Source organism: Enterococcus sp. MSG3290, from assembly GCF_050555565.1.
In the GTDB taxonomy this organism is placed as follows: domain Bacteria; phylum Bacillota; class Bacilli; order Lactobacillales; family Enterococcaceae; genus Enterococcus_B; species Enterococcus_B faecium.
Genome location: NZ_CP187862.1, coordinates 2,055,895 through 2,076,731, shown reverse-complemented (window position 1 = coordinate 2,076,731; position 20,837 = coordinate 2,055,895). Strand labels below are relative to the sequence as shown.

The following is a 20,837-nucleotide window of genomic DNA, read 5'->3' as shown; positions in this document are numbered from 1 at the left end:
TTTTCAAATTTTTGTGAAATTTCGGCTTATTTTTCGAAGAAGTTACTTCTGGAACACCGTGTATCAGAGGTTGTGAAAAAGCTGCCCTGCATCAAGTAATAAGAACAGCCAAACAAAAATAGTTCCTCATATTTTACGTTTGGTTGAGCTTATTACCGCAGATGCAAGCTTTTGAACACCGTTTTATTTGTCTCACACCCTTTTCCTTCCTACTTGTAACCTTGCTCCCGGGTTAGAAACATGTTACACTAAATATGTGAAATTGTTAACAAGGAGCGTCGTTATGCGAGAAAAAAAAGATACACTGCCAAAAGCAACTGCGAAAAGATTACCTTTATATTTACGCTACTTGAAGATGCTGGATGACTCAGGCATAAGTAGAATCAAATCAAATGAGTTCAGCGAAATCACCCAAATTCCTTCTGCAACGATCCGCAGAGACTTCTCGCAATTAGGCGAGCTAGGCAGAAGCGGATATGGCTATGATGTCCCTTTCCTTATCGATGTATTCAATAATATCCTTAATACTAAAGAAGAAAAACGAATCGCATTAGTAGGATATGGAAATCTTGGCAAAGCATTGAAACACAACAATTTTAGAAGAAATGAAAATCTAAATATCGTGTGCGTCTTTGATAATGATCCAGCACTGATCAATCGAGTAATTGATGGAGAAATGATCTATCCGATTGATCGTTTCGCGGAGATAGCCAAAGCAAAAAATGTGACAGTAGCAATCTCTACGGTACCAAGTAAATATTCACAATCTGCTATTGATGAAATTGTCAAAGGAAATGTAACCGCTATACTTAATTTTGCGCCTGATAGAGTAACTGTCCCAGCTTATGTCAATGTTCAATACATTGATTTGACAACCGAGTTGCAGACGCTTATTTACTTTGATGAGAATTACTCAGAAGTTTTTTCTTAGGAAAATTTGAGTAGGCTTATTGATCTTGCGAGAACTCGTCGTGATTCTTTCAAAAATTTTTTAGTACTAAATGAAGTGGTTTTTTCACGACCACTTGTTGACTAAAAAAAAAAACCATTGTAGAATGAAGCATAACGCTGAACAAGAGGAGTAACTGGCACATTCATTCTTAGAGAGAGAACTATCTGCTGAAAGGTTCTCAATGACAACCAGTGAAGGTAGCTTGGGAGTTTCTGTCTTGAATGGAGTAGAGATAGACGAGTCGTGATCGTTAACTCACTTGAGAGGCAATAATGATTGATTATTGCAATTTAGGTGGTACCGCGTAAATCATACGTCCTAGAATACGAAAGTATTTTAGGACGTTTTTTAGTTTAAAGGAGGAAAACAGCATGACGGAAGAAAATAACCTATCAACAAAATATAATCCGCAAGAAGTTGAAGCTGGACGTTATCAGCATTGGTTAGAACAAGATTTGTTTAAACCGAGCGGAGATAAAAAAGCAAAACCTTATTCAATCGTAATCCCGCCCCCAAATGTTACTGGAAAACTTCATTTAGGGCATGCTTGGGATACGACCTTGCAAGATATGCTGATTCGTCAAAAGAGAATGCAAGGATATGATACTTTATGGCTGCCTGGTATGGACCATGCAGGAATCGCGACACAAGCAAAAGTAGAAGCGAAGCTTAGAGAGCAAGGGATTTCTCGTTATGATCTAGGTCGTGAAAAGTTCATCGATCAAGTGTGGGAATGGAAAGAAGAGTATGCGAGCCACATCCGCGAACAGTGGGCTAAAATGGGCTTATCTTTAGATTACAGTAGGGAACGTTTTACATTAGATGATGGATTATCTGAAGCAGTACGTAAAGTTTTTGTTACCTTATACGAAAAAGGTTTGATTTATCGTGGTGAATATATCATCAACTGGGATCCTCAAGCACGAACAGCTCTATCTGATATCGAAGTTATTCATAAAGATATCGAAGGCGCCTTTTATCATATGAGCTATGAACTAGCAGATGGATCAGGCGTAGTAGAAATTGCGACAACCCGTCCAGAAACGATGTTGGGAGATACGGCGATTGCTGTTCATCCAGAAGACGAGCGTTATCAAGCGCTCATCGGCAAAAAAGTGATTCTACCTTTAGTCAATAAAGAAATCCCAATCATTGCAGATGAATATGTAGATATGGAATTCGGGACAGGTGTAGTAAAAATCACTCCAGCACATGATCCAAACGACTTTGAGGTAGGTAATCGTCATGATCTTCCACGCGTAAATGTTATGGATGATGATGGTACGATGAATGAACTAGCAGGAAAATATGCTGGAATGGATCGTTTTGCTGCTCGTAAAGCAATCGTGCAAGATCTGAAAGAAATCGGTCGATTGATTAAAATCGATACGATGATCCACAGTGTGGGTCATTCCGAGCGGACAGGTGTCGTTGTTGAACCTCGGCTGTCTACTCAATGGTTTGTAAAAATGGCGCCGTTAGCGAAAAAAGCCATTGATAACCAAGAAACAGATCAAGCAGTGGAATTCTTCCCTCCGAGATTCAATCAAACGTTTTTACGTTGGATGGAAAATGTCCATGATTGGGTAATCTCACGACAATTATGGTGGGGACATCAAATTCCTGCATGGTATCACAAAGAAACAGGTGAAATGTATGTAGGGATGGAAGCACCAGCGGATAGTGAAAACTGGGTACAAGATCCTGATGTTTTAGACACTTGGTTTAGTTCAGCTTTGTGGCCTTTCTCAACAATGGGCTGGCCAGATACGGAAAGCGAAGATTATAAGCGATACTTCCCTACTAGCACTTTAGTAACCGGTTATGACATCATTTTCTTCTGGGTAAGCAGAATGATTTTCCAAAGCTTGGAATTTACTGGCGAACGTCCATTTGAGAATGTCTTGATTCATGGATTGATCCGTGACGAACAAGGGCGGAAGATGAGTAAATCATTAGGTAATGGAATCGATCCGATGGAAGTAATCGAAAAGTATGGAGCAGATGCTCTCCGCTGGTTCTTATCGAATGGTTCTGCACCAGGACAAGATGTCCGCTTCAGCTATGAAAAAATGGATGCTTCTTGGAACTTTATCAACAAAATCTGGAATGCTTCACGTTTCGTTATCATGAATATCGAAGGAATGACCGTAGAAGAGATCGATTTATCTGGAGAAAAATCAGTGGCTGACCGGTGGATCCTTACTCGTTTGAATGAAACGATCGAACGAGTAACTGAGCTATTTGATCGTTTTGAATTTGGTGAAGCAGGTCGACAACTGTATAACTTTATCTGGGATGATTTTTGTGACTGGTACATCGAAATGAGTAAAGAAGTACTTTATGGAGATGATGCTGTTTCAAAACAAACCACCCGTAGCATCTTAGTTCATACACTTGATCAGATCCTACGTTTATTGCATCCAATCATGCCATTCGTTACAGAAGAAATATGGGAACATATTCCTCATCAGGGAAATTCTCTAGTAGTGGCAGAATATCCTGTTGTACGTCCAGAGTTTGATGATGAAACAGCTTCTAAAGGGATGGAAGTATTGAAAGAATTGATTCGAGCCGTTCGAAATATTCGTTCAGAAGTGAATACACCATTGTCTAAACCAATTACGTTGCTAATTAAAACAAACGATGCTAAAATCGATCAATTTTTAGTTGAAAATACAAGCTATATCGAACGCTTCTGTAATCCCGAAGAGTTGACGATATCAAGTGAGATCACTGCGCCAGATCTAGCGATGTCAGCTGTTCTGACAGGTGCAGAAATCTTCTTGCCGTTAGCAGGATTGATCAATATTGAAGAAGAAATCAAACGATTAGAAAAAGAACTGGAAAAGTGGACAAGCGAAGTAAAACGTGTACAAGGAAAACTTTCTAATGAACGTTTTGTTTCTAACGCGCCGGAAGAAGTAGTAGAGGCAGAGCGTGCAAAAGAAAAAGATTATTTAGAGAAGCAAACGGCTGTCAAAGAACGAATCGAAAGTTTGCGTACTATTCAATAAGAATAGAAAAAGAGAGTGTGAAATCAGCTAGCTATTACTAAAAGCTAGCTGATTGAACATCGTTACAGGAAAGAGTTTGAGCCTCACTCTTAGCTTCGATTCATAAGGAGATGTGACATAAATTTTGTCACATCTCTTTTTTAGTCTACTCTTATTATGTAGGAGAAGGAGGGAGATGGATCATGTATCAAGAGTCAATAAAGTAGTTGATAAAATCGTTCCTCTCTCTGTTTCTTTTCTCTTTGTCATACTTTTATTTTTCTTATGTGTTCTATTTGTTATAATAAAAGAGAAATGGGGGAATTGTTGATGACGATTGAAGAAGCAATAGAATGGATCCATAGTCGATTACCATTTGGTTCACGTCCTGGCCTTGACCGAGTCGAAGCTTTATTAGAAGTGGTAGGGCATCCAGAGAGAAAAGTAAAAACGATCCATATCGCTGGAACAAACGGAAAAGGTTCTACTGTAGCTTATTTGAGAAGCCTATTAGAAGAGGCTGGGCTGACAGTAGGTACATTTACTTCACCTTATATCGAAACGTTCAATGAACGGATCGCAATCAATGGCAAAAGCATCCCAGACAATGATTTGATCCATCTTGTAAAAAAATATCAGCCACTGATCAAACAACTTGATCAATTTGAAGCAGTAGCTGGTATTACTGAATTCGAGACATTAACAGCAATGGCATTTGATTATTTTTTGATGAAGAAAGTGGACGTAGCGATTATCGAAGTTGGCTTAGGCGGCTTATTGGATTCTACCAATGTAGCTGTACCAATGCTGACGGGAATAACAACGATTGGACTTGATCATACCGAAATACTTGGAGATACAATTGAAGAAATCGCTGCACAAAAAGCTGGAATCATCAAACAAGGCGTTCCAGTAGTAACAGGAAATATTGCCCCAGAAGCTTTTACTGTCATCCAACAAACAGCTAAAGCAAAAAATGCACCGCTTTATGTATACGGGGAAAATTATAAAATAAACTATCTGCATCCTGATGAGATGTGGGGAGAAGTATTTGAATTTTTTAATGAAATAGGAAAGATCCCTCAATTAACCACTCCGCTTTTAGGGCAACATCAAGCTGAAAATGCAGGAGTAGCCATCGAATTGTATTTTGTTTACTGTCAATTGGAAAAGCTGCCTTTCCGAGAAAAAGATGTTTTGAAGGGATTGAAGAAATCTCGATGGCCAGGAAGAATGGAGCGTTTGAGTAACGAGCCATTAGTTGTTTTAGATGGTGCCCATAATACGCATGCAATGAACCGGCTTGTTGAGAATTTGAAAAAAGAATTCAAAGGATATCAAATCAACATTTTGTTTTCCGCCTTACGAACTAAAAATGTTAGAGAAATGCTAGAACGATTGCAGCAAGTACCAAATGTCCATATTTATTTGACGACCTTTGAACATCCAAAAGCCATCGAATTAAGTGAAGTATCAGATTTAGCAAGTGAGAGAGTATCAATCGTTTCATTGTGGCAATTCGGATTAGCAGATATATTGGAAAAGATGACAAATGAAGACGTATTAGTTGTGACCGGTTCACTTTATTTCATTTCAGAAGTTCGCCATTTATTAATACAATTAGGAGGAGATCATGAAGTATAATGCAGTGATTTTTGACATGGATGGTTTGCTGTTCGACACAGAGTTAGTGTATTACGAAGCCACACAAGTAGTAGCAGACAAGATGGGTTTTCCTTATGATAAAGACCTGTATTTAAAATTCTTAGGTGTTTCAGATGAAGAAGTATGGGCGAATTATCATATGATTTTCTCGGAATTTGGCAAAACAAGTGTACAAAGATTCATAGATGATTCATACCAGGAAACGCTTGAACGTTTTTCGCAAGGAGCGGTACAAATGAAGCCCGGTGTGTTGGAACTCCTCTCTTTTTTAGAAGAACATCAGATTCCCAAAGTTGTCGCTTCCAGTAACCAACGAGCAGTCATTGAACTTTTATTGAAGAAGAACAATCTGTTTGAACGATTTGAGACGATTGTTTCTGCAGAAAATGTTCAACGAGCAAAACCAGACCCAGAAATTTTCTTGTTAGCTAATCAGAAGCTAGGTACAGCGAAGAAAGAAACATTGATTTTAGAAGATTCACAAAATGGTATTTTAGCAGCTTCTGCGGCTGAGATCCCGGTAGTCATGGTACCAGATCTGCTTCCACCATCCCAAGAATTGATCAAAAAAACAGCTGGGGTTGTTTCTTCTTTACATGAAATCCCTGCATTGTTAAAATAAAAATCCATCTCTTTTCGTATCTTATTTTAGATAAGATAGAAAGGAGATGTTTTTTTTGGGAAAACGATTGATCAAAGAAGTACCTACTAGCTCTTTACCAAGGGAACGTATGGAAATTTATGGCGCTGAAGCTTTATCGGATCAGGAGCTTTTGGCAATCTTACTGCGTACCGGTCAACACCCTTATAGTGTGATGTCGATTGCTGGAAATCTGTTAAAAACGTTTGGAGGACTGGCCTCTTTACGACAGGCTACTTTGCATGAGTTAGAAGAGATTCGAGGGATAGGACGCGTGAAAGCAATCGAAATCAAAGCCTTGATCGAATTAGGTCGACGAATTCAGACGGATCATGAAAGAGCGGCTCCACCGGTTCGTACCAGCTACGAATTGGCCCAGCAATTGATTCTGGAAATGAAAGATCACAAACAAGAACATTTGGTTTGTATTTATTTGGACACGAAGAATCAAGTGATCTTAAAAAAAACAGTGTTCATCGGTTCGCTGAATCAGTCAGTCGCTCATCCTAGAGAAATTTTCCATTATGCTGTACGTTATTGTGCAGCAAGGATCGTTTTAGCGCATAATCATCCTTCTGGTAATGTTATTCCATCGCAGCAGGATATGAATTTTACCAAAAGGATACAAAAGTGTGGAGAAATGATGGGGATCACTGTACTGGACCACTTGATCATCGGACGCAAACGATATTTTAGTTTGAGAGAAGAAGGAATGATGGAAGAGAAGTAAGTTGCTTTCTTGCAAAAAAAATGAAGCAAGTGTACAATTATATTGTAATTTTGTTTGGGAATAGAAGTTGAAACATCTGTTGCACCTCTATCGTACACGAGCAATGTTACAATTTAAATTAGTGCTTTTGGCACGAGGAGGATATTATTATGGAAAACGGAACAGTAAAATGGTTCAACGCTGAAAAAGGATTTGGATTTATCTCACGTGAAGATGGAAGCGACGTATTCGTTCACTTCTCAGCTATCCAAGGTGACGGATTCAAAACATTAGAAGAAGGTCAAGCAGTGACTTTCGACGTTGAAGAATCAGACCGCGGCCCACAAGCTGCAAACGTTGTAAAAGCTTAATTTTATCTGTAAATCAAATTGATGGTAGACATCAATTTTTACGAGAGAACAAAGCGAGTAACAAAAATACCTGCCACAAGAGACAATTTCTCTTGTGGCAGGTATTTTTTTGTATGAAAAGTAAATAAATTTAAGAGGCTATGAAAGAGCCACCTTGTATCAAGGAATAAGAACAAACAAAAATGGCTTCTCATGTTTTTCATTTGTTTTCTCTCATATTCAGGACAAGGTGCTGATTTCATAACCTCTTATTTATTCTTCATCTGGTGTCATTACCATTGGCAAAATCATTGGATGTCTTTCTGTACGTTCGAATAAGAAAGGCTGAAGCGCGCCAGTCATCGCTTCTTTCAATTTATATTCTGAACAGTCAGGTCCATTCAAACATTCTCTTAAAGCGTGGAATAAGATTCGCTGAGCTTCATTGATCATTTCTCCTGATTCTCGCATGTAGACAAATCCACGAGAGAGAATATCTGGACCAGCCAAGATTTCTTTTTTCTTGATATCCACTGTCGCGACAGCTAATACAAGACCTTCTTCTGAAAGCAGGTGACGGTCACGTAAAACGACATTACCAATATCACCGATCCCGCTACCATCGATATACACATCTCCAGCCACAAAATGCCCAGCAGGACGCGCAGAATCGCTAGTTAACGCTAAAACATCGCCATTTTCCATGATGAAGCAGTTTTCTGCAGGAACCCCTACATCTTGTGCTAGAGAAGCATGGACTTTCAACATGCGGAATTCTCCATGGACAGGGATAAAATATTTTGGTTTCATCAAGCGAAGCATCAATTTTTGTTCTTCTTGTCCACCGTGACCGGAAGTATGGATGTTATTGATTTTTCCATGTATTACTTCTGCGCCAGCTTCAGACAGCAAGTTGATTAAATGATTGACACTTGTTGTATTACCAGGGATAGGTGAACTTGAAAAGATCACTGTATCGTCTGGCTGGATTTGGATTTGGCGGTGGGTACCATTTGCAATACGGCTCAAAGCGGCCATCGCTTCCCCTTGAGAACCTGTACATAGGATCATCGTTTCATTGGCAGGCAAGCGATTGATTTCGTGTGCATCTACAAATGTGCCGTCTGGAACTTTGATATATCCTAAACGTTGACCGTTGACGATGGCATTTTCCATGCTTCGTCCGAAAACAGCGATTTTACGACCAGTTGCCACAGCGGCATCTGCTGCTTGCTGCAAACGGAAGATGTTAGAAGCAAAGCTGGCAAAAATGATACGTCCTTCGATTTTTGAAAAGATCTTCAAAATAGAATGCCCAATCGTTTTTTCTGATTTAGTAAATGTTGGAATCTCAGCATTTGTACTATCAGATAAAAGGCACAAGACTCCTTCTTCCCCGATACGAGCCATTTTATGCAAGTTTGCTGGTTCGCCAACAGGAGTGAAATCGAATTTGAAGTCTCCAGTCGCTACGATATTTCCAGAAGGTGTTTTCACCACGATCCCTAATGCATCTGGGATACTATGGGTCGTTCTGAAAAAGCTGACAGAAGTCTTTCTAAAACGGATAATCGTATCTTCATTGATCTCATGGAGCTCTGCATCTCGAAGCAAGCCATGCTCATCTAATTTGTTTGTGATCAACGCTAATGCGAGAGGACCAGCATAGATAGGAATATTTGCTTGTTTCAGCAAGTAGGGTATTCCGCCGATGTGGTCTTCGTGCCCGTGAGTAATCACCAAGGCTTTTACTTTGTGTAAGTTTTGTATGATGTAGCTGTAGTCGGGAATGACATAGTCAATTCCAAGTAAATCGTCTTCCGGGAATTTGATCCCGGCATCAATCAAAATGATTTCATCTTGGAATTGTACCCCATACGTATTTTTCCCGATTTCACCTAATCCACCAATAGCAAAGACGCCTGTCTCGTTATTTTTGATGGAAAGTTTCATATTAAAACTCCACTAATGAGAAATCAGCATTTTCTTTTTCGTACTCTAGATGACTTCCTTCTAGAAGTTGAACGAATTCAATATTGTATGGGGTATTTTCTTCCACACGTTGGCGAGCGTCTACATCGCTTTTTGCCTCAATGTAAAGAGATTTTGTTTCTTCCCGTTTAGGGTTGCGTACTTTTGTTTCTTGATAATAAACTTTATAGATCATTGTTTTGTCTCCTTTATCTGCGTAAAGCAGTGATTTAGCTAGTTGATTTTTTTAGACAACACAAAACGAGGGGACAAGCCACCTGGTTTTTCATATGCTTTGACTAGAATACTGGATTCGAGTCAAAGAGACAAGCCTCGTTTTTGCTTATCTGTTCGGATATTTTTTCAACCGTACCTTCTGTATAAAAAATATACAACAATTAATTGTTATTCTAGCATAAAACAGCAAATAAGTATAGAAATCAACTAGATTGAAAGAAAAAATCAATGTTTATCATCCCGCTATAATCATAATGACTTTTTTATGAGAGAAGTGTTCTATTAATAGGCTCGTTGTGCTATCATTTTTAGTAATGAAAATGTAACAAAAGATTAAAAGGAGATGAGAAAGTGAAACTAATGTGGCATTATACCATGCGTTATAAGAAATTCTTGTTTTTCAATTTCATATGCGTATTTGGTTTTATTTTGATTGAATTAGGACTTCCTACGATTTTAGCACGTATGATCGATGTAGGAATCCGCAATGATGATTTTGATTATGTGAAGCAACAAGGGATATTTATGATCGTTATTACTGTAATCGGTATTATTTTGAATATCTTGTTAGGTTATTTTGGTTCGAGGATTACGACTAATATCGTAGCAGATATTCGAGATGATTTGTTCGAAAAGATCCAAAGTTATTCGCATCAGGAATACGAAAATCTAGGCGTATCTTCATTGATCACTCGTACAACAAACGATGCTTATCAGATCATGTTGTTCCTGCAAAATATTTTACGTATCGGTTTTATGGCACCAATGATGTTCATTGTCAGTTTGTACATGGTCATGCGTACAAGTGTGACACTCAGTTTGTATGTAGTAGGTGCATTACCTTTACTATTATTGGCAGTCGTAGCGATTGCTAAGGTGTCTGAACCGTTATCTAAAAAGCAACAAAAAAACTTAGATAAAATCAACAGTATCTTGCGGGAAAATCTTTCAGGATTGCGTGTGATTCGTGCATTCGTCAATGAAAAGTTTGAAGAAAAACGTTTTGCTGTAGTCAATGAGAATTATGCTTCTAGTTCAAAAAGCTTATTCCGTTTGATGGCTGTTGCACAACCGGGTTTTTATTTCTTATTTAATATCGTAATGGTATTGATCATCTGGAGCGGGGCAGTGCAAATCGATGCAGGCGAGCTTCGTGTAGGAGATTTGATTGCATTTATCGAGTATATATTCCATGCCTTGTTCTCATTCATGTTATTTGCCAGTGTGTTCATGATGTATCCAAGAGCAGCTGTTTCAGCTGGACGTATCCAAGAAGCCCTAGATGCCAAACCTTCGATTGTAGAAGATCCAAAGGGTATATCTGATACAAAAACTAAAGGGTATATCGAATTTCAAAATGTAACATTTGCTTATCCAGGCCATTCGCAAGAACCAGTGATTCGAAATGTCAGTTTTACAGCCTCTCCAGGAGAAACCGTTGCTTTTATTGGAAGTACCGGTAGCGGAAAATCTACGTTGATCCAATTGATTCCTCGCTTTTATGATGTGAGTGAAGGAAAGATCTTGATCGATGGAGTAGACGTGAGAGATTATCGGCTAAGCAAGTTGCGAGATAAGATTGGGTTTATTCCGCAAAAAGCGTTGCTATTTACTGGAACGATTGCAGATAATTTGCGATACGGGAAAGAAGATGCTACGCAAGAAGAAATGGAACGTGCAGCTGAGATTGCTCAAGCTTCAGAATTCATTTCTCGAAAACCAGATGGATTTAATGAACATTTATCAGAAGGTGGTTCCAATTTTTCAGGTGGACAAAAACAACGATTGGCAATAGCCAGAGCCATCATACGCCGTCCGGAAATCTATATTTTTGATGACAGCTTTTCTGCATTAGATTATCAAACGGATGCGAAGTTACGTGCTCGTCTGAAAAAAGAAACGACAGAATCTACTGTATTGATCGTAGCACAACGTGTGGGAACGATCATGCATGCAGATAAGATCATCGTATTAAATGAAGGAGAAGTCGTCGGTATGGGGACGCATCGGGAGTTGTTGGAAAAATGCCCGATTTATTATGATATTGCCGCTTCTCAATTATCAAAGGAGGAATTAGCATGAAAAAAACCTTTTCTTCCTTAAAACGTTTAGCTCGATATATCAGACCGTATCGTGGGACTTTTCTTTTAGTAATCCTATTTACAGTTCTGACAGTGGCTTTCAACGTGGCTTTGCCATATGTTACAGGACTTCCTACTACAGAAATCAGCCGTAATATTGCCAATGGCGAATCAATCAATTTTTCTTATATATTCAAATGTCTCATTTGGATCACAGTTGTTGGAATAGGGTATTGTATTTCGCAATTACTTTCTGGTGTTTTGATGACAAATGTCGTTCAAAGTGCCATGCATGATTTGAGAAGAGACATAGAAGAAAAAATCAATCGTCTTCCGGTTTCATATTTCGATAAAAACCAGCAAGGAAATATTTTGTCTCGTGTGACGAATGATGTAGATGCAGTCAGCGGTGCTTTACAACAAGCTTTTATTGGTATCGTAAATGCGATATTGGGAATTACGTTGGCTGCAGCAATGATGTTTTATATCCAGCCGATGATGGCGCTGATCTCTATGATCATGATTCCAACATCGATCTGGATCTCAAAACGAGTGATCAATGCTTCGCAGAAATACTTTCAAAGCATGCAGAATTCTCTTGGTGAGCTAAACGGCTACGTCCAAGAAAATATGACAGGTTTTAGTGTATTGAAAGTATATGGACGCGAAAAAGAAACATTGGAAGGATTCAAAAAAGTTAATCACAGCTTGAAATACTTTGGGTTTCGTGCAGCATTCATTTCTGGCTTGATGATGCCTCTAGTTCAATTAACTGCCTATGCTACTTATATTGGTATGGCTGTTCTAGGAAGCTTTTATGTTATTACTGGGGCGATCGTTGTCGGTCAACTACAAGCATTCATCCAATATATTTGGCAAATCAGTCAGCCAATGGGGAACGTGACACAATTGTCTTCAGTTTTGCAAAGTGCATCAGCGGCAACGAAACGTGTATTCGAGATTTTAGATGAGCCAGAAGAAAAAGAAAACAAAGTAGATGCTTCACTGCCAGAAACGATTTTAGGAGATGTGACATTCGATCATGTCGATTTTGCATATGATCCGAAGAAACCATTAATCCAAGATTTGAATTTTGAAGTGAAAGCTGGTCAAACCGTAGCTGTGGTCGGTCCGACCGGTGCCGGCAAGACGACATTGATCAATCTATTGATGCGTTTTTATGACGTAGACAAAGGAGCAATAAGGATTGATGGAATCGACACCAAATCAATGAGTCGCAGTGATGTGCGTTCGCTATTTGGTATGGTCTTGCAAGATGCATGGCTTTATCAAGGAACGATTGCAGATAATATCCGCTTCGGAAAGCTTGATGCGACAGATTATGAAGTAGTTGATGCTGCGAAAACAGCAAACGTAGATCATTTTATCCGAACAATGCCAGATGGATATGATATGGCCATCAATTCTGAGGGAGACAATGTGTCTTTAGGACAAAAACAGTTGCTGACGATTGCCCGAGCAGTGGTCTCCGATCCTAAAATCTTGATTTTAGATGAAGCAACAAGTTCAGTAGACACCCGTTTAGAAGCGTTGATTCAAAAAGCAATGGATCGCGTGATGGAGGGACGGACAAGTTTCGTCATCGCTCACCGTTTATCGACAATCCGTGATGCAGATCTGATTCTAGTGATGGATCAAGGTCAGATCATTGAAAAAGGAACGCATGAGAGTTTATTGGCACAAGGTGGATTTTATGAAAAACTGTATAACAGCCAATTTGCTGAGGAAGCAGAATAAGTCATATAAGAATAAAACAGTTTAAAACTTATTTTTTGTTCTCTATTCTTGATAATGGTAAAGTAAAGTTATCAAGAAAAGTGAGGACACGGAGATGGAACAGTTTTTAAATGAAAAAATTACTGAAGCCAAAAGAGAAGTTGATCGTTTAACGCACGTCTGTCAGACGAAGCCTTTTGATTCAGCTGATTTTTTTGAAAATGAGTTTCAAATCGAACGCTTGGCAGCACAAATAGAAGTGTACGAATTAATTTTAAAAAAAGTAATAGAAGAAAATATAGATGTACAATAAAAACAGGTAAAACGTCAGTTACCAGATACTGTAAATAGACATCTGGCCTGAGCAGGTTTTACCTGTTTTTTTCTTATGAAATAAATATATGCTATGATACTTTTATTCAATAGGATTAGTTTCTACAAAAAATGAAAGGAGAAAAATAAATATGGAACGGTTTATAGCATCAAATGCCACAGTGATTGGTGACGTGACATTGTCAGAAGATGTGACGATCTGGTATCAAGCTGTTTTACGCGGGGACAGTAATTGGATAAAAGTAGGACAAAGAACGAATATCCAAGATGGTACAATCATCCATGTCGATCATGATGCACCTGTAGATATTGCGGAGAATGTGACGGTAGGACATCAGTGCATGCTACATGGCTGTACAATCGAAAAAGGGGCGCTGATCGGGATGGGGACCACGATATTGAATCATGCGGTTATTGGTGAGAATAGTTTGATTGGTGCTGGATCATTAGTAACAGAAGGAAAAGTTATTCCTCCTAATGTCTTGGCTTTTGGTCGCCCAGCTAAAGTGATCCGTCCTTTGACAAAAGAAGAAATACAAAAAAACAAAGAAAACATCCAGCATTATGTCGAGATAGGTCGGATGCATGCGCAAGGAAAATTCAAGGAGCAAAGATAGGCAGTAGCATCCATAAAATAAAAAAGGATGGTCAGTTTGAGTTGACCATCCTTTTTTATTTGGTTTAGATAAGAGAGCTTAAAAAAGCTTCCTTTGAAACAGATTAATTTAATGAAGAACTGTTTTCCATGACTTCATCGATCAATCCATATGCTTTTGCTTGTTCAGCTGTCATATAGTTGTCACGATCTGTATCTTTTTCAATCACTTCAAGCGGTTGTCCAGTGCGTTCAGCTAAAATTTTGTTTAAGCGTTCGCGTGTTTGCAAAATATGGCGTGCCGCAATTTCGATTTCAGTTGCTTGCCCTTGAGCGCCGCCAAGAGGTTGATGGATCATGATCTCAGCATTTGGTAAAGCAAATCGTTTACCTTTTGTACCAGCTGTCAGCAAGAAGCTTCCCATTGAAGCAGCCATACCCATAACAATTGTTTGGACATCTGCTTTGACAAAGTTCATTGTGTCGTAAATAGCCATACCTGCTGTAACTGAACCACCAGGAGAATTGATATAAAGATAGATATCTTTTTCAGAATCTTGAGCGTCTAAGAAAAGCAATTGGGCGATGATCGAATTAGCAAGATCATCTGTTACTTGGCCGCTTAACATGATGATACGGTCTTTCAATAAACGTGAGTAGATATCGTAAGCTCTTTCACCTCGTGAAGATTGTTCAATGACTGTAGGAATTAAATTCATAATAGAGTTCCTCCTTGATTTCGTTTAGAAATAGTGTACCATAATTTAGTTTCTAATACCTAAAATGTAGTATACATTTTTGGTCAAAAAAGGTCAAATAAAAAACTTAGGCAAATTAGTCGCATAAACCCGCTTTATGGTATGATAAGCAGAGAAACAAAACAAGGAGGAACAACAGATTGATAGTTGGTATTACTGGTCTTATCGGAGTGCTGACAGGTGCTGTAGTTGTCTATATCGGCATGATACTGCAAATGCGTCACTTGGAAAATAAAGAACAGCGTAGACGTGAATTGGAATTGAAAGTCAAAGAAATCGAGACGCTGAATCAATTAAATAAAAAGATCAACGAGATCTTGCAGAAACGGACAACGCTGATGGAAGAATATGTCAGCTTTGATGCATTTGATGATTGTTATATCACGATTGACGATTTTGCGTATCTCCAATCATTTTCAGCGCAAAATAGTTTTTATCTGCCAAATTATATTTTAGACGAGCTATTTAAGAATATCTCCCATCGAAAAGTGATTTTATCTCCAGATGAAACAATGAAGATTGGTGGATATGCTTATAAAGGCGGACGCGTGATTTTAGAGAATTTTACGGATAGTCTGACTGAAATGATCAATGAAAAAAAAGCTCAGTTGAAGACTATGACGCGCCAGCCGATTGGTTTCTTCTCGAAAGATGATGTTTGGAGCTGATATTTTGAAGCATTGCCGTTGCACATGAGAGCGTGGTAATGCTTTCTTTTTTTCTTAATGATACAATAGAACTGAACGGAGTGAAGAAAGATGTTACAAATCTATGCCCATCGCGGAAGCAGTGGCACCCACCCAGAAAATACGCTTCCTGCATTTGCAGAAGCTGTACGAGTAGGTGCAGATGGTATCGAACTAGATGTCCATCTAAGCAAAGATGGTTATTTGATCGTTATGCACGACGAAGAAGTGGACCGGACGACTAACGGTAAAGGGCTGATTCGAGAAAAAACATTGGAAGAACTCAAAAAATTGAATGCAGGAGGAAAATTCAGCAAAGAATTTCCAGCAGCTAAAGTTCCTGAATTGAGAGAAGTGTTAGGACTGCTTCTCCAAAAAAATTACCGAGGGATGCTAATGATTGAAATTAAAACTGATCAGTATGAATATCCCGGTATCGAAGAAAAATTAGCCGAAACATTAAAAAGTAGAGATTGGCCTTTTCAACATGCATATTGCAGCTTTCATTTGGATTCTTTGGAAAAAATCGCGTTACTGGAACCGGAGATACAGCTGGACTTATTGATGAGTACTTCTGATAAAAAGGTCCAACTAGCAGCAGAAACCCCTTATATAGAAGGAGTACATCCAAAAAATACTTGGTTGTTCGAACATCCAGTCCAGGCAGCTGATTTTCCAAAAGCAATTCGTGCATGGACGATTAACGATGAAGAAGAAATGGCCAAATGTCAAGAACTCAAAATAGATGGAATAATAACTGATTTTCCGGAGAAAGCTCTTCGGTGGAAACAATCAACGAAAAGTAGGTAAAATATGGAAAAAGTATTAGTGATCGTCGGTCCGACAGCAGTCGGTAAAACAGCGCTAAGTGTGGAACTCGCACAACTATTTGGAGGAGAGATCATCAGCGGTGATTCATTGCAAATCTATAAAAATCTGGATATCGGTACAGCAAAAATCAAAGAAGAAGAGATGAATAATGTTCCGCATCATTTGATTGATGTGATCGAACCTACTCAATGTTACTCAGCCGCTGATTTTCAGCATTCAGGTCGCCAATTGATTACCGAGATTGCGAACCGAGAGCATCTACCTATCATCGCTGGTGGCACGGGTCTGTATATCCAATCCCTTCTATACGATTACCAGTTAGGGGCGACAGAAGAAGCGAATCCTGAGATTAGAAAAAAATACGAAACGTTAGCTGAAACAATTGGTTCCCAAGCATTATGGAATCAGTTGAAAGAAAAAGACCCGGCAGCTGCTGAGAAAATCCACTGGAACAATCAACGCAAAGTGATAAGAGCTCTGGAAGTTTTAGAGACGACAGGACATAGTATCACGGCACCTAAAGAAGAGCCAAAGCAATTGTATGATTACCTCATGATTGGATTAGATACGAAGCGTAGTATTCTTTATGAACGAATCAATCAAAGAGTCGATTTGATGCTAGCAGAAGGTTTAGTAGCAGAAGCGCGTAAGGTGTATGAGCTTGGAGAAGTCCAGGCCAGTCAAGGTATTGGATATAAAGAATTTTTCCCTTATTTTGAAGGGAAAGAAACATTGGAAGAAGCAACAGAACAAGTCAAACTACATTCGAGAAGATACGCGAAACGTCAGTTGACGTGGTTTCGTAACCGTTTGGATGCACAGTGGTTTGATCTTATAAGTGAGCCAAATCAAAAAAGTCAGATTGAGCAAACAATCAAAAAATGGCTGGAGGCGGAATAAAATGGAAGAAAAAGTGATCATCGTAGGGGTAGAAACCGAAGTAAACCAGCGTTACTTTTCAGAGTCAATGGAAGAGCTAGTTCAGCTGACGAATACCGCATCAGGAGAAGTCGTATTCACAATTACACAAAAGAGACCACAAGTGGATCGGCAAACGATTATCGGTAAAGGGAAATTACAAGAATTAGTTCAACAAGCGGATGCGCATGAAGCGGATTTGATCATCTTTAATCATGAGCTAACTCCGAGACAGAGCCAACTGATTACCGATGCTGTTGGTCTTCCGGTGATTGATCGCGTGCAGCTGATCTTAGATATTTTTGCGATGCGTGCTCGTTCGAAAGAAGGGAAGCTGCAGGTTGAACTTGCTCAGTTAGAATACCTGCTGCCTCGTTTAGTAGGGCAAGGGAAAACATTATCTCGTCTTGGCGGTGGGATCGGAACAAGAGGGCCAGGTGAAACAAAGTTAGAAACAGACCGCCGACATATACGGAATAAAATTTTTGCTGTTAAGAAAGAATTGAAAGAAGTAGAAGCTCATCGAGAGCGCAATCGCCAAAAAAGAAAAAATAGCGAGATTTTTCAGATTGGACTTATTGGCTACACGAATGCCGGGAAGTCAACTATCTTGAATCTATTGACACAAGCGGATACTTATTCGAAAGATCAATTGTTTGCAACGTTAGATCCATTGACTAAGAGATGGCGTTTTGCTGAAGGATTTGAGATTACTGTAACGGATACCGTCGGGTTCATCCAAGACCTGCCTACGCAACTGATCGATGCTTTCCATTCTACATTAGAAGAAAGTCAAAATATGGATCTTTTGCTACATGTAGTCGATGCTAGTTCTCCAGATCGTATTTTACAGGAGCAGACTGTCCTAAAATTGATGGATGAACTGAATATGAAAGAAATGCCGATACTGACTGTTTACAATAAGGCAGACCAGATCGACCCAGCGATGTTCACGCCTACGCTATTCCCAAATGTATTGATTTCTACTCAGACGAAAGAAGGTAAGATGGCGTTGATCGAAGCAATCAAACGTCAGCTGATGGAACTAATGACCCCTTATACACTTTCTGTGCCAAGCAACGAAGGACAGAAATTAAGCGAGTTGAGAAGACAAACAATGGTTTTGGACGAAGCGTACATGGAAGAAACAAACGAATATGAAGTTAAAGGGTTTGCAAAAACCAATTCAAAATGGTTAAGAAAAAACCAATAAAATTTTGTTTTTTTAACAGTAAAAACACTAATAAAGGATAGTACAGTATAATAAAAAATAAAAGGTATCTGGTACGAAAATCAACTAGATACCTTTTTTGTGTTCTTATTTTTTTGTTATTTTATAAAAAAATAGAGATCTCATGTTAGAAAACCTAACATATGCAGTTGACAATATTTTTTTTAATTGGTACACTTTAGCCAACTTATAAAACGAAAGGGGACGTCTGATGGGAGAAAAGGAATTGCGCCGATCTATGTCCGTATTTCCAATTGGTACAGTTATGAAGCTGACTGATTTGTCTGCTCGGCAAATTCGCTATTATGAAGAACAAGATTTAGTTCATCCGGAACGAAGCGAAGGAAACCGACGTATGTATTCGCTGAATGATATTGATATGTTGCTTGAGATTAAAGACTATCTTTCAGATGGATTGAATATGGCTGGGATCAAACGTGTATACGAAATGGCACAGGCGAAAAAACAAGAAGCAAAAAACAAGAAGCCGTTGACAGATCATGACGTTCGACAAATTTTTCGTGATGAGATTTTGGCGCAAGGTGGGTTAAGCAAAACAGGTCATTATCAGTCGCAAGGATTGCAAAGACAATTCTTTGACTGAATAAATTAAAAAAGGAAGAGGGATACCATGGTAAAGAAACAGATAACAGGTGAAGAAATCAAACGAATCATTGAGGAAGAAAACGTACGATTTTTACGATTGATGTTCACAGACATCTTAGGTACGATCAAAAATGTAGAAGTTCCAGTGAGCCAGATCGACAAAGTATTAGAAAATAAAATGATGTTTGACGGTTCTTCGATTGAAGGATTTGTTCGAATTGAAGAAAGCGATATGTATTTGTATCCAGATCTCTCCACTTGGATGATCTTCCCGTGGGAAAGTGCTCATGGAAAAGTTGCTCGTTTAATTTGTGATATCTATAATCCGGATGGGACACCATTTGCCGGCGATCCTCGCGGGAATTTGAAACGAGCATTGAAAGATATGCGCGACCTTGGTTTTACCTCTTTCAATTTAGGACCTGAACCAGAATTCTTCTTATTTAAATTAGACGAAGACGGTGGGATCACAACGACCTTGAATGATAAAGGTGGTTATTTTGATTTTGCACCAACAGATTTAGGTGAAAATTGCCGCCGTGACATCGTGTTGGAATTAGAAAGTCTAGGCTTTGAAGTGGAAGCTTCACATCATGAAGTAGCGCCAGGACAGCATGAAATTGACTTTAAATATGCAGATGTGGTAGATGCTTGTGATAATATCCAAACCTTCAAGCTCGTTGTCAAAACGATTGCACGCAAGCATGGACTTCACGCGACTTTCATGCCGAAACCGTTATTTGGGATCAATGGTTCTGGTATGCATTGCAATATGTCTTTGTTCAATGATGAAGGAAATGTTTTCTATGATAAAGACGGTGAATTGGAACTAAGTGAAACAGCTTATCATTTCTTAGGTGGTTTGCTGAAACATGCTCGTGCCTACACAGCCGTTTGCAATCCAACAGTCAATTCTTATAAACGTCTCGTTCCAGGTTATGAAGCGCCTGTTTATGTCGCATGGAGCGGTCGTAATCGTTCGCCATTAGTACGTGTACCAGAATCTCGCGGTTTATCCACACGTTTGGAATTGCGGTCAGTTGATCCATCTGCAAACCCATACTTGGCAATGGCAGTATTGTTGCAAGCAGGACTAGACGGTATCCGTAATCAGATCACACCGCCAGCAGCTGTTGACCGTAACATTTATGTAATGGATGAGGAAGAAAGAGAAGCTGCACATATCCAGGACTTACCTTCAACTATCCATAATGCTATCAAAGAATTGCGTAAGGATAATGTAATGATTGACGCATTAGGACAACATATCTTCTCAAATTTTGTTGAAGCAAAACGTCTCGAATGGGCGGCATTCAGACAAACTGTTTCCGAGTGGGAAAGAGAACAATATCTAGAACTTTATTAAAACAGGAATAACGTGAATTAGAGGCTGTGAAATCAGCGTTTTGACCTGAGTATTAGAGAAACAAACGGAAAAATAGTTCCTCATATTTTGCCGTTTTTTGAGCTAATACCGAGGGTCAGCTGATTGAACACCGTTTATCAAGAGGTCGTAAGCCTGCCGTTTAACTCTGAGTCAC

General features: G+C 39.0%; 19 protein-coding genes and 1 other annotated feature. Of the genes, 16 read left to right on the top strand and 3 right to left on the bottom strand.

Annotation, left to right across the window (positions count from 1 at the left end; genetic code table 11):
• Positions 1-283 precede the first annotated feature (283 nt).
• The 6 genes from IGL31_RS10005 (at position 284) to IGL31_RS09980 (ending at position 7,333) form a co-directional block, all read left to right on the top strand.
• A complete protein-coding gene (locus tag IGL31_RS10005) occupies positions 284-931 on the top strand; it encodes a redox-sensing transcriptional repressor Rex (RefSeq protein ID WP_086300228.1) in 648 nt (215 codons plus the stop codon).
• Positions 932-1,059: 128 nt separating this feature from the next.
• Positions 1,060-1,276, top strand: a binding site (T-box leader).
• A 47-nt stretch (positions 1,277-1,323) separates the two neighbouring features.
• The gene (locus IGL31_RS10000) at positions 1,324-3,969 is read left to right on the top strand and encodes a valine--tRNA ligase (protein ID WP_002298863.1); all 2,646 of its coding nucleotides are present in this window, start codon (positions 1,324-1,326) and stop codon (positions 3,967-3,969) included.
• Positions 3,970-4,278: 309 nt separating this feature from the next.
• The gene (locus IGL31_RS09995) at positions 4,279-5,592 is read left to right on the top strand and encodes a bifunctional folylpolyglutamate synthase/dihydrofolate synthase (RefSeq protein ID WP_086300227.1); all 1,314 of its coding nucleotides are present in this window, start codon (positions 4,279-4,281) and stop codon (positions 5,590-5,592) included.
• Positions 5,582-6,235, top strand: a complete 654-nt coding sequence (locus IGL31_RS09990; protein WP_002287951.1) for an HAD family hydrolase — start codon at positions 5,582-5,584, stop codon at positions 6,233-6,235. Before IGL31_RS09995 ends, IGL31_RS09990 begins: the two co-directional genes overlap by 11 nt.
• Positions 6,236-6,290: 55 nt before the next feature.
• Positions 6,291-6,983: a RadC family protein gene (radC, locus tag IGL31_RS09985; RefSeq protein ID WP_002294069.1), complete on the top strand. Its 693-nt coding sequence runs from the start codon at positions 6,291-6,293 to the stop codon at positions 6,981-6,983.
• Between the two features lie 149 nt (positions 6,984-7,132).
• Entirely contained in the window at positions 7,133-7,333 is a 201-nt protein-coding gene (locus IGL31_RS09980) for a cold-shock protein (protein ID WP_002294067.1), read from the top strand.
• 252 nt (positions 7,334-7,585) lie between these two features.
• On the opposite strand, the gene rnjA is transcribed toward IGL31_RS09980, so the two are convergent.
• Together rnjA and IGL31_RS09970 are read right to left on the bottom strand one after the other, a co-directional pair.
• A complete protein-coding gene (gene rnjA, locus IGL31_RS09975; protein ID WP_002287948.1) occupies positions 7,586-9,265 on the bottom strand; it encodes a ribonuclease J1 in 1,680 nt (559 codons plus the stop codon).
• A 1-nt stretch (position 9,266) separates the two neighbouring features.
• Positions 9,267-9,479 carry a DNA-directed RNA polymerase subunit epsilon gene (locus IGL31_RS09970; protein WP_002287947.1) on the bottom strand — a complete coding sequence of 71 codons (213 nt, stop codon included), beginning with the start codon at positions 9,477-9,479 and terminating at the stop codon, positions 9,267-9,269.
• Positions 9,480-9,871: 392 nt separating this feature from the next.
• On the opposite strand from IGL31_RS09970, the gene efrA reads away from it, so the two are divergent.
• From efrA to IGL31_RS09950, 4 genes are all read left to right on the top strand, one after another.
• A complete protein-coding gene (efrA, locus tag IGL31_RS09965; RefSeq protein WP_002299664.1) occupies positions 9,872-11,602 on the top strand; it encodes a multidrug efflux ABC transporter subunit EfrA in 1,731 nt (576 codons plus the stop codon).
• Positions 11,599-13,359, top strand: a complete 1,761-nt coding sequence (gene efrB / locus IGL31_RS09960; RefSeq protein WP_002299665.1) for a multidrug efflux ABC transporter subunit EfrB — start codon at positions 11,599-11,601, stop codon at positions 13,357-13,359. The genes efrA and efrB overlap by 4 nt, the downstream gene beginning before the upstream one ends.
• 94 nt (positions 13,360-13,453) lie before the next feature.
• A complete protein-coding gene (locus tag IGL31_RS09955) occupies positions 13,454-13,651 on the top strand; it encodes a hypothetical protein (RefSeq protein WP_002296291.1) in 198 nt (65 codons plus the stop codon).
• 151 nt (positions 13,652-13,802) lie between these two features.
• Positions 13,803-14,288, top strand: a complete 486-nt coding sequence (locus IGL31_RS09950; RefSeq protein ID WP_002319637.1) for a gamma carbonic anhydrase family protein — start codon at positions 13,803-13,805, stop codon at positions 14,286-14,288.
• A gap of 103 nt (positions 14,289-14,391) precedes the next feature.
• Here the strand turns inward: IGL31_RS09950 and clpP are convergent, their stop codons facing one another.
• Positions 14,392-14,985, bottom strand: a complete 594-nt coding sequence (gene clpP / locus IGL31_RS09945; protein ID WP_002289402.1) for an ATP-dependent Clp endopeptidase proteolytic subunit ClpP — start codon at positions 14,983-14,985, stop codon at positions 14,392-14,394.
• Positions 14,986-15,164: 179 nt separating this feature from the next.
• On the opposite strand from clpP, the gene IGL31_RS09940 reads away from it, so the two are divergent.
• From IGL31_RS09940 to glnA, 6 genes are all read left to right on the top strand, one after another.
• On the top strand, positions 15,165-15,692 hold the full coding sequence (locus IGL31_RS09940; RefSeq protein ID WP_002289403.1) for a hypothetical protein: 528 nt from the start codon (positions 15,165-15,167) through the stop codon (positions 15,690-15,692).
• Positions 15,693-15,782: 90 nt separating this feature from the next.
• Entirely contained in the window at positions 15,783-16,520 is a 738-nt protein-coding gene (locus IGL31_RS09935) for a glycerophosphodiester phosphodiesterase (RefSeq protein ID WP_002377530.1), read from the top strand.
• Between the two features lie 3 nt (positions 16,521-16,523).
• Positions 16,524-17,441, top strand: a complete 918-nt coding sequence (miaA, locus tag IGL31_RS09930) for a tRNA (adenosine(37)-N6)-dimethylallyltransferase MiaA (protein ID WP_081156834.1) — start codon at positions 16,524-16,526, stop codon at positions 17,439-17,441.
• A gap of 1 nt (position 17,442) precedes the next feature.
• Positions 17,443-18,672: a GTPase HflX gene (hflX, locus tag IGL31_RS09925; protein WP_081156833.1), complete on the top strand. Its 1,230-nt coding sequence runs from the start codon at positions 17,443-17,445 to the stop codon at positions 18,670-18,672.
• Between the two features lie 229 nt (positions 18,673-18,901).
• Positions 18,902-19,294 carry a MerR family transcriptional regulator gene (locus IGL31_RS09920; RefSeq protein ID WP_002299672.1) on the top strand — a complete coding sequence of 131 codons (393 nt, stop codon included), beginning with the start codon at positions 18,902-18,904 and terminating at the stop codon, positions 19,292-19,294.
• 27 nt (positions 19,295-19,321) lie between these two features.
• The gene (glnA, locus tag IGL31_RS09915) at positions 19,322-20,662 is read left to right on the top strand and encodes a type I glutamate--ammonia ligase (RefSeq protein WP_002287001.1); all 1,341 of its coding nucleotides are present in this window, start codon (positions 19,322-19,324) and stop codon (positions 20,660-20,662) included.
• The last annotated feature ends 175 nt before the right edge of the window (positions 20,663-20,837 follow it).

Coding starts and splice junctions, on each gene's coding strand:
- rnjA (WP_002287948.1), bottom strand. CDS start 9,265: ATGAAACTTTCCATCAAAAATAACGAGACAGGCGTCTTTGCTATTGGT.
- miaA (WP_081156834.1), top strand. CDS start 16,524: ATGGAAAAAGTATTAGTGATCGTCGGTCCGACAGCAGTCGGTAAAACA.
- IGL31_RS09990 (WP_002287951.1), top strand. CDS start 5,582: ATGAAGTATAATGCAGTGATTTTTGACATGGATGGTTTGCTGTTCGAC.
- efrB (WP_002299665.1), top strand. CDS start 11,599: ATGAAAAAAACCTTTTCTTCCTTAAAACGTTTAGCTCGATATATCAGA.
- IGL31_RS09920 (WP_002299672.1), top strand. CDS start 18,902: ATGGGAGAAAAGGAATTGCGCCGATCTATGTCCGTATTTCCAATTGGT.
- glnA (WP_002287001.1), top strand. CDS start 19,322: ATGGTAAAGAAACAGATAACAGGTGAAGAAATCAAACGAATCATTGAG.
- IGL31_RS09935 (WP_002377530.1), top strand. CDS start 15,783: ATGTTACAAATCTATGCCCATCGCGGAAGCAGTGGCACCCACCCAGAA.
- IGL31_RS10000 (WP_002298863.1), top strand. CDS start 1,324: ATGACGGAAGAAAATAACCTATCAACAAAATATAATCCGCAAGAAGTT.
- hflX (WP_081156833.1), top strand. CDS start 17,443: ATGGAAGAAAAAGTGATCATCGTAGGGGTAGAAACCGAAGTAAACCAG.
- IGL31_RS09955 (WP_002296291.1), top strand. CDS start 13,454: ATGGAACAGTTTTTAAATGAAAAAATTACTGAAGCCAAAAGAGAAGTT.
- clpP (WP_002289402.1), bottom strand. CDS start 14,985: ATGAATTTAATTCCTACAGTCATTGAACAATCTTCACGAGGTGAAAGA.
- IGL31_RS09970 (WP_002287947.1), bottom strand. CDS start 9,479: ATGATCTATAAAGTTTATTATCAAGAAACAAAAGTACGCAACCCTAAA.
- IGL31_RS10005 (WP_086300228.1), top strand. CDS start 284: ATGCGAGAAAAAAAAGATACACTGCCAAAAGCAACTGCGAAAAGATTA.
- IGL31_RS09950 (WP_002319637.1), top strand. CDS start 13,803: ATGGAACGGTTTATAGCATCAAATGCCACAGTGATTGGTGACGTGACA.
- IGL31_RS09980 (WP_002294067.1), top strand. CDS start 7,133: ATGGAAAACGGAACAGTAAAATGGTTCAACGCTGAAAAAGGATTTGGA.
- IGL31_RS09995 (WP_086300227.1), top strand. CDS start 4,279: ATGACGATTGAAGAAGCAATAGAATGGATCCATAGTCGATTACCATTT.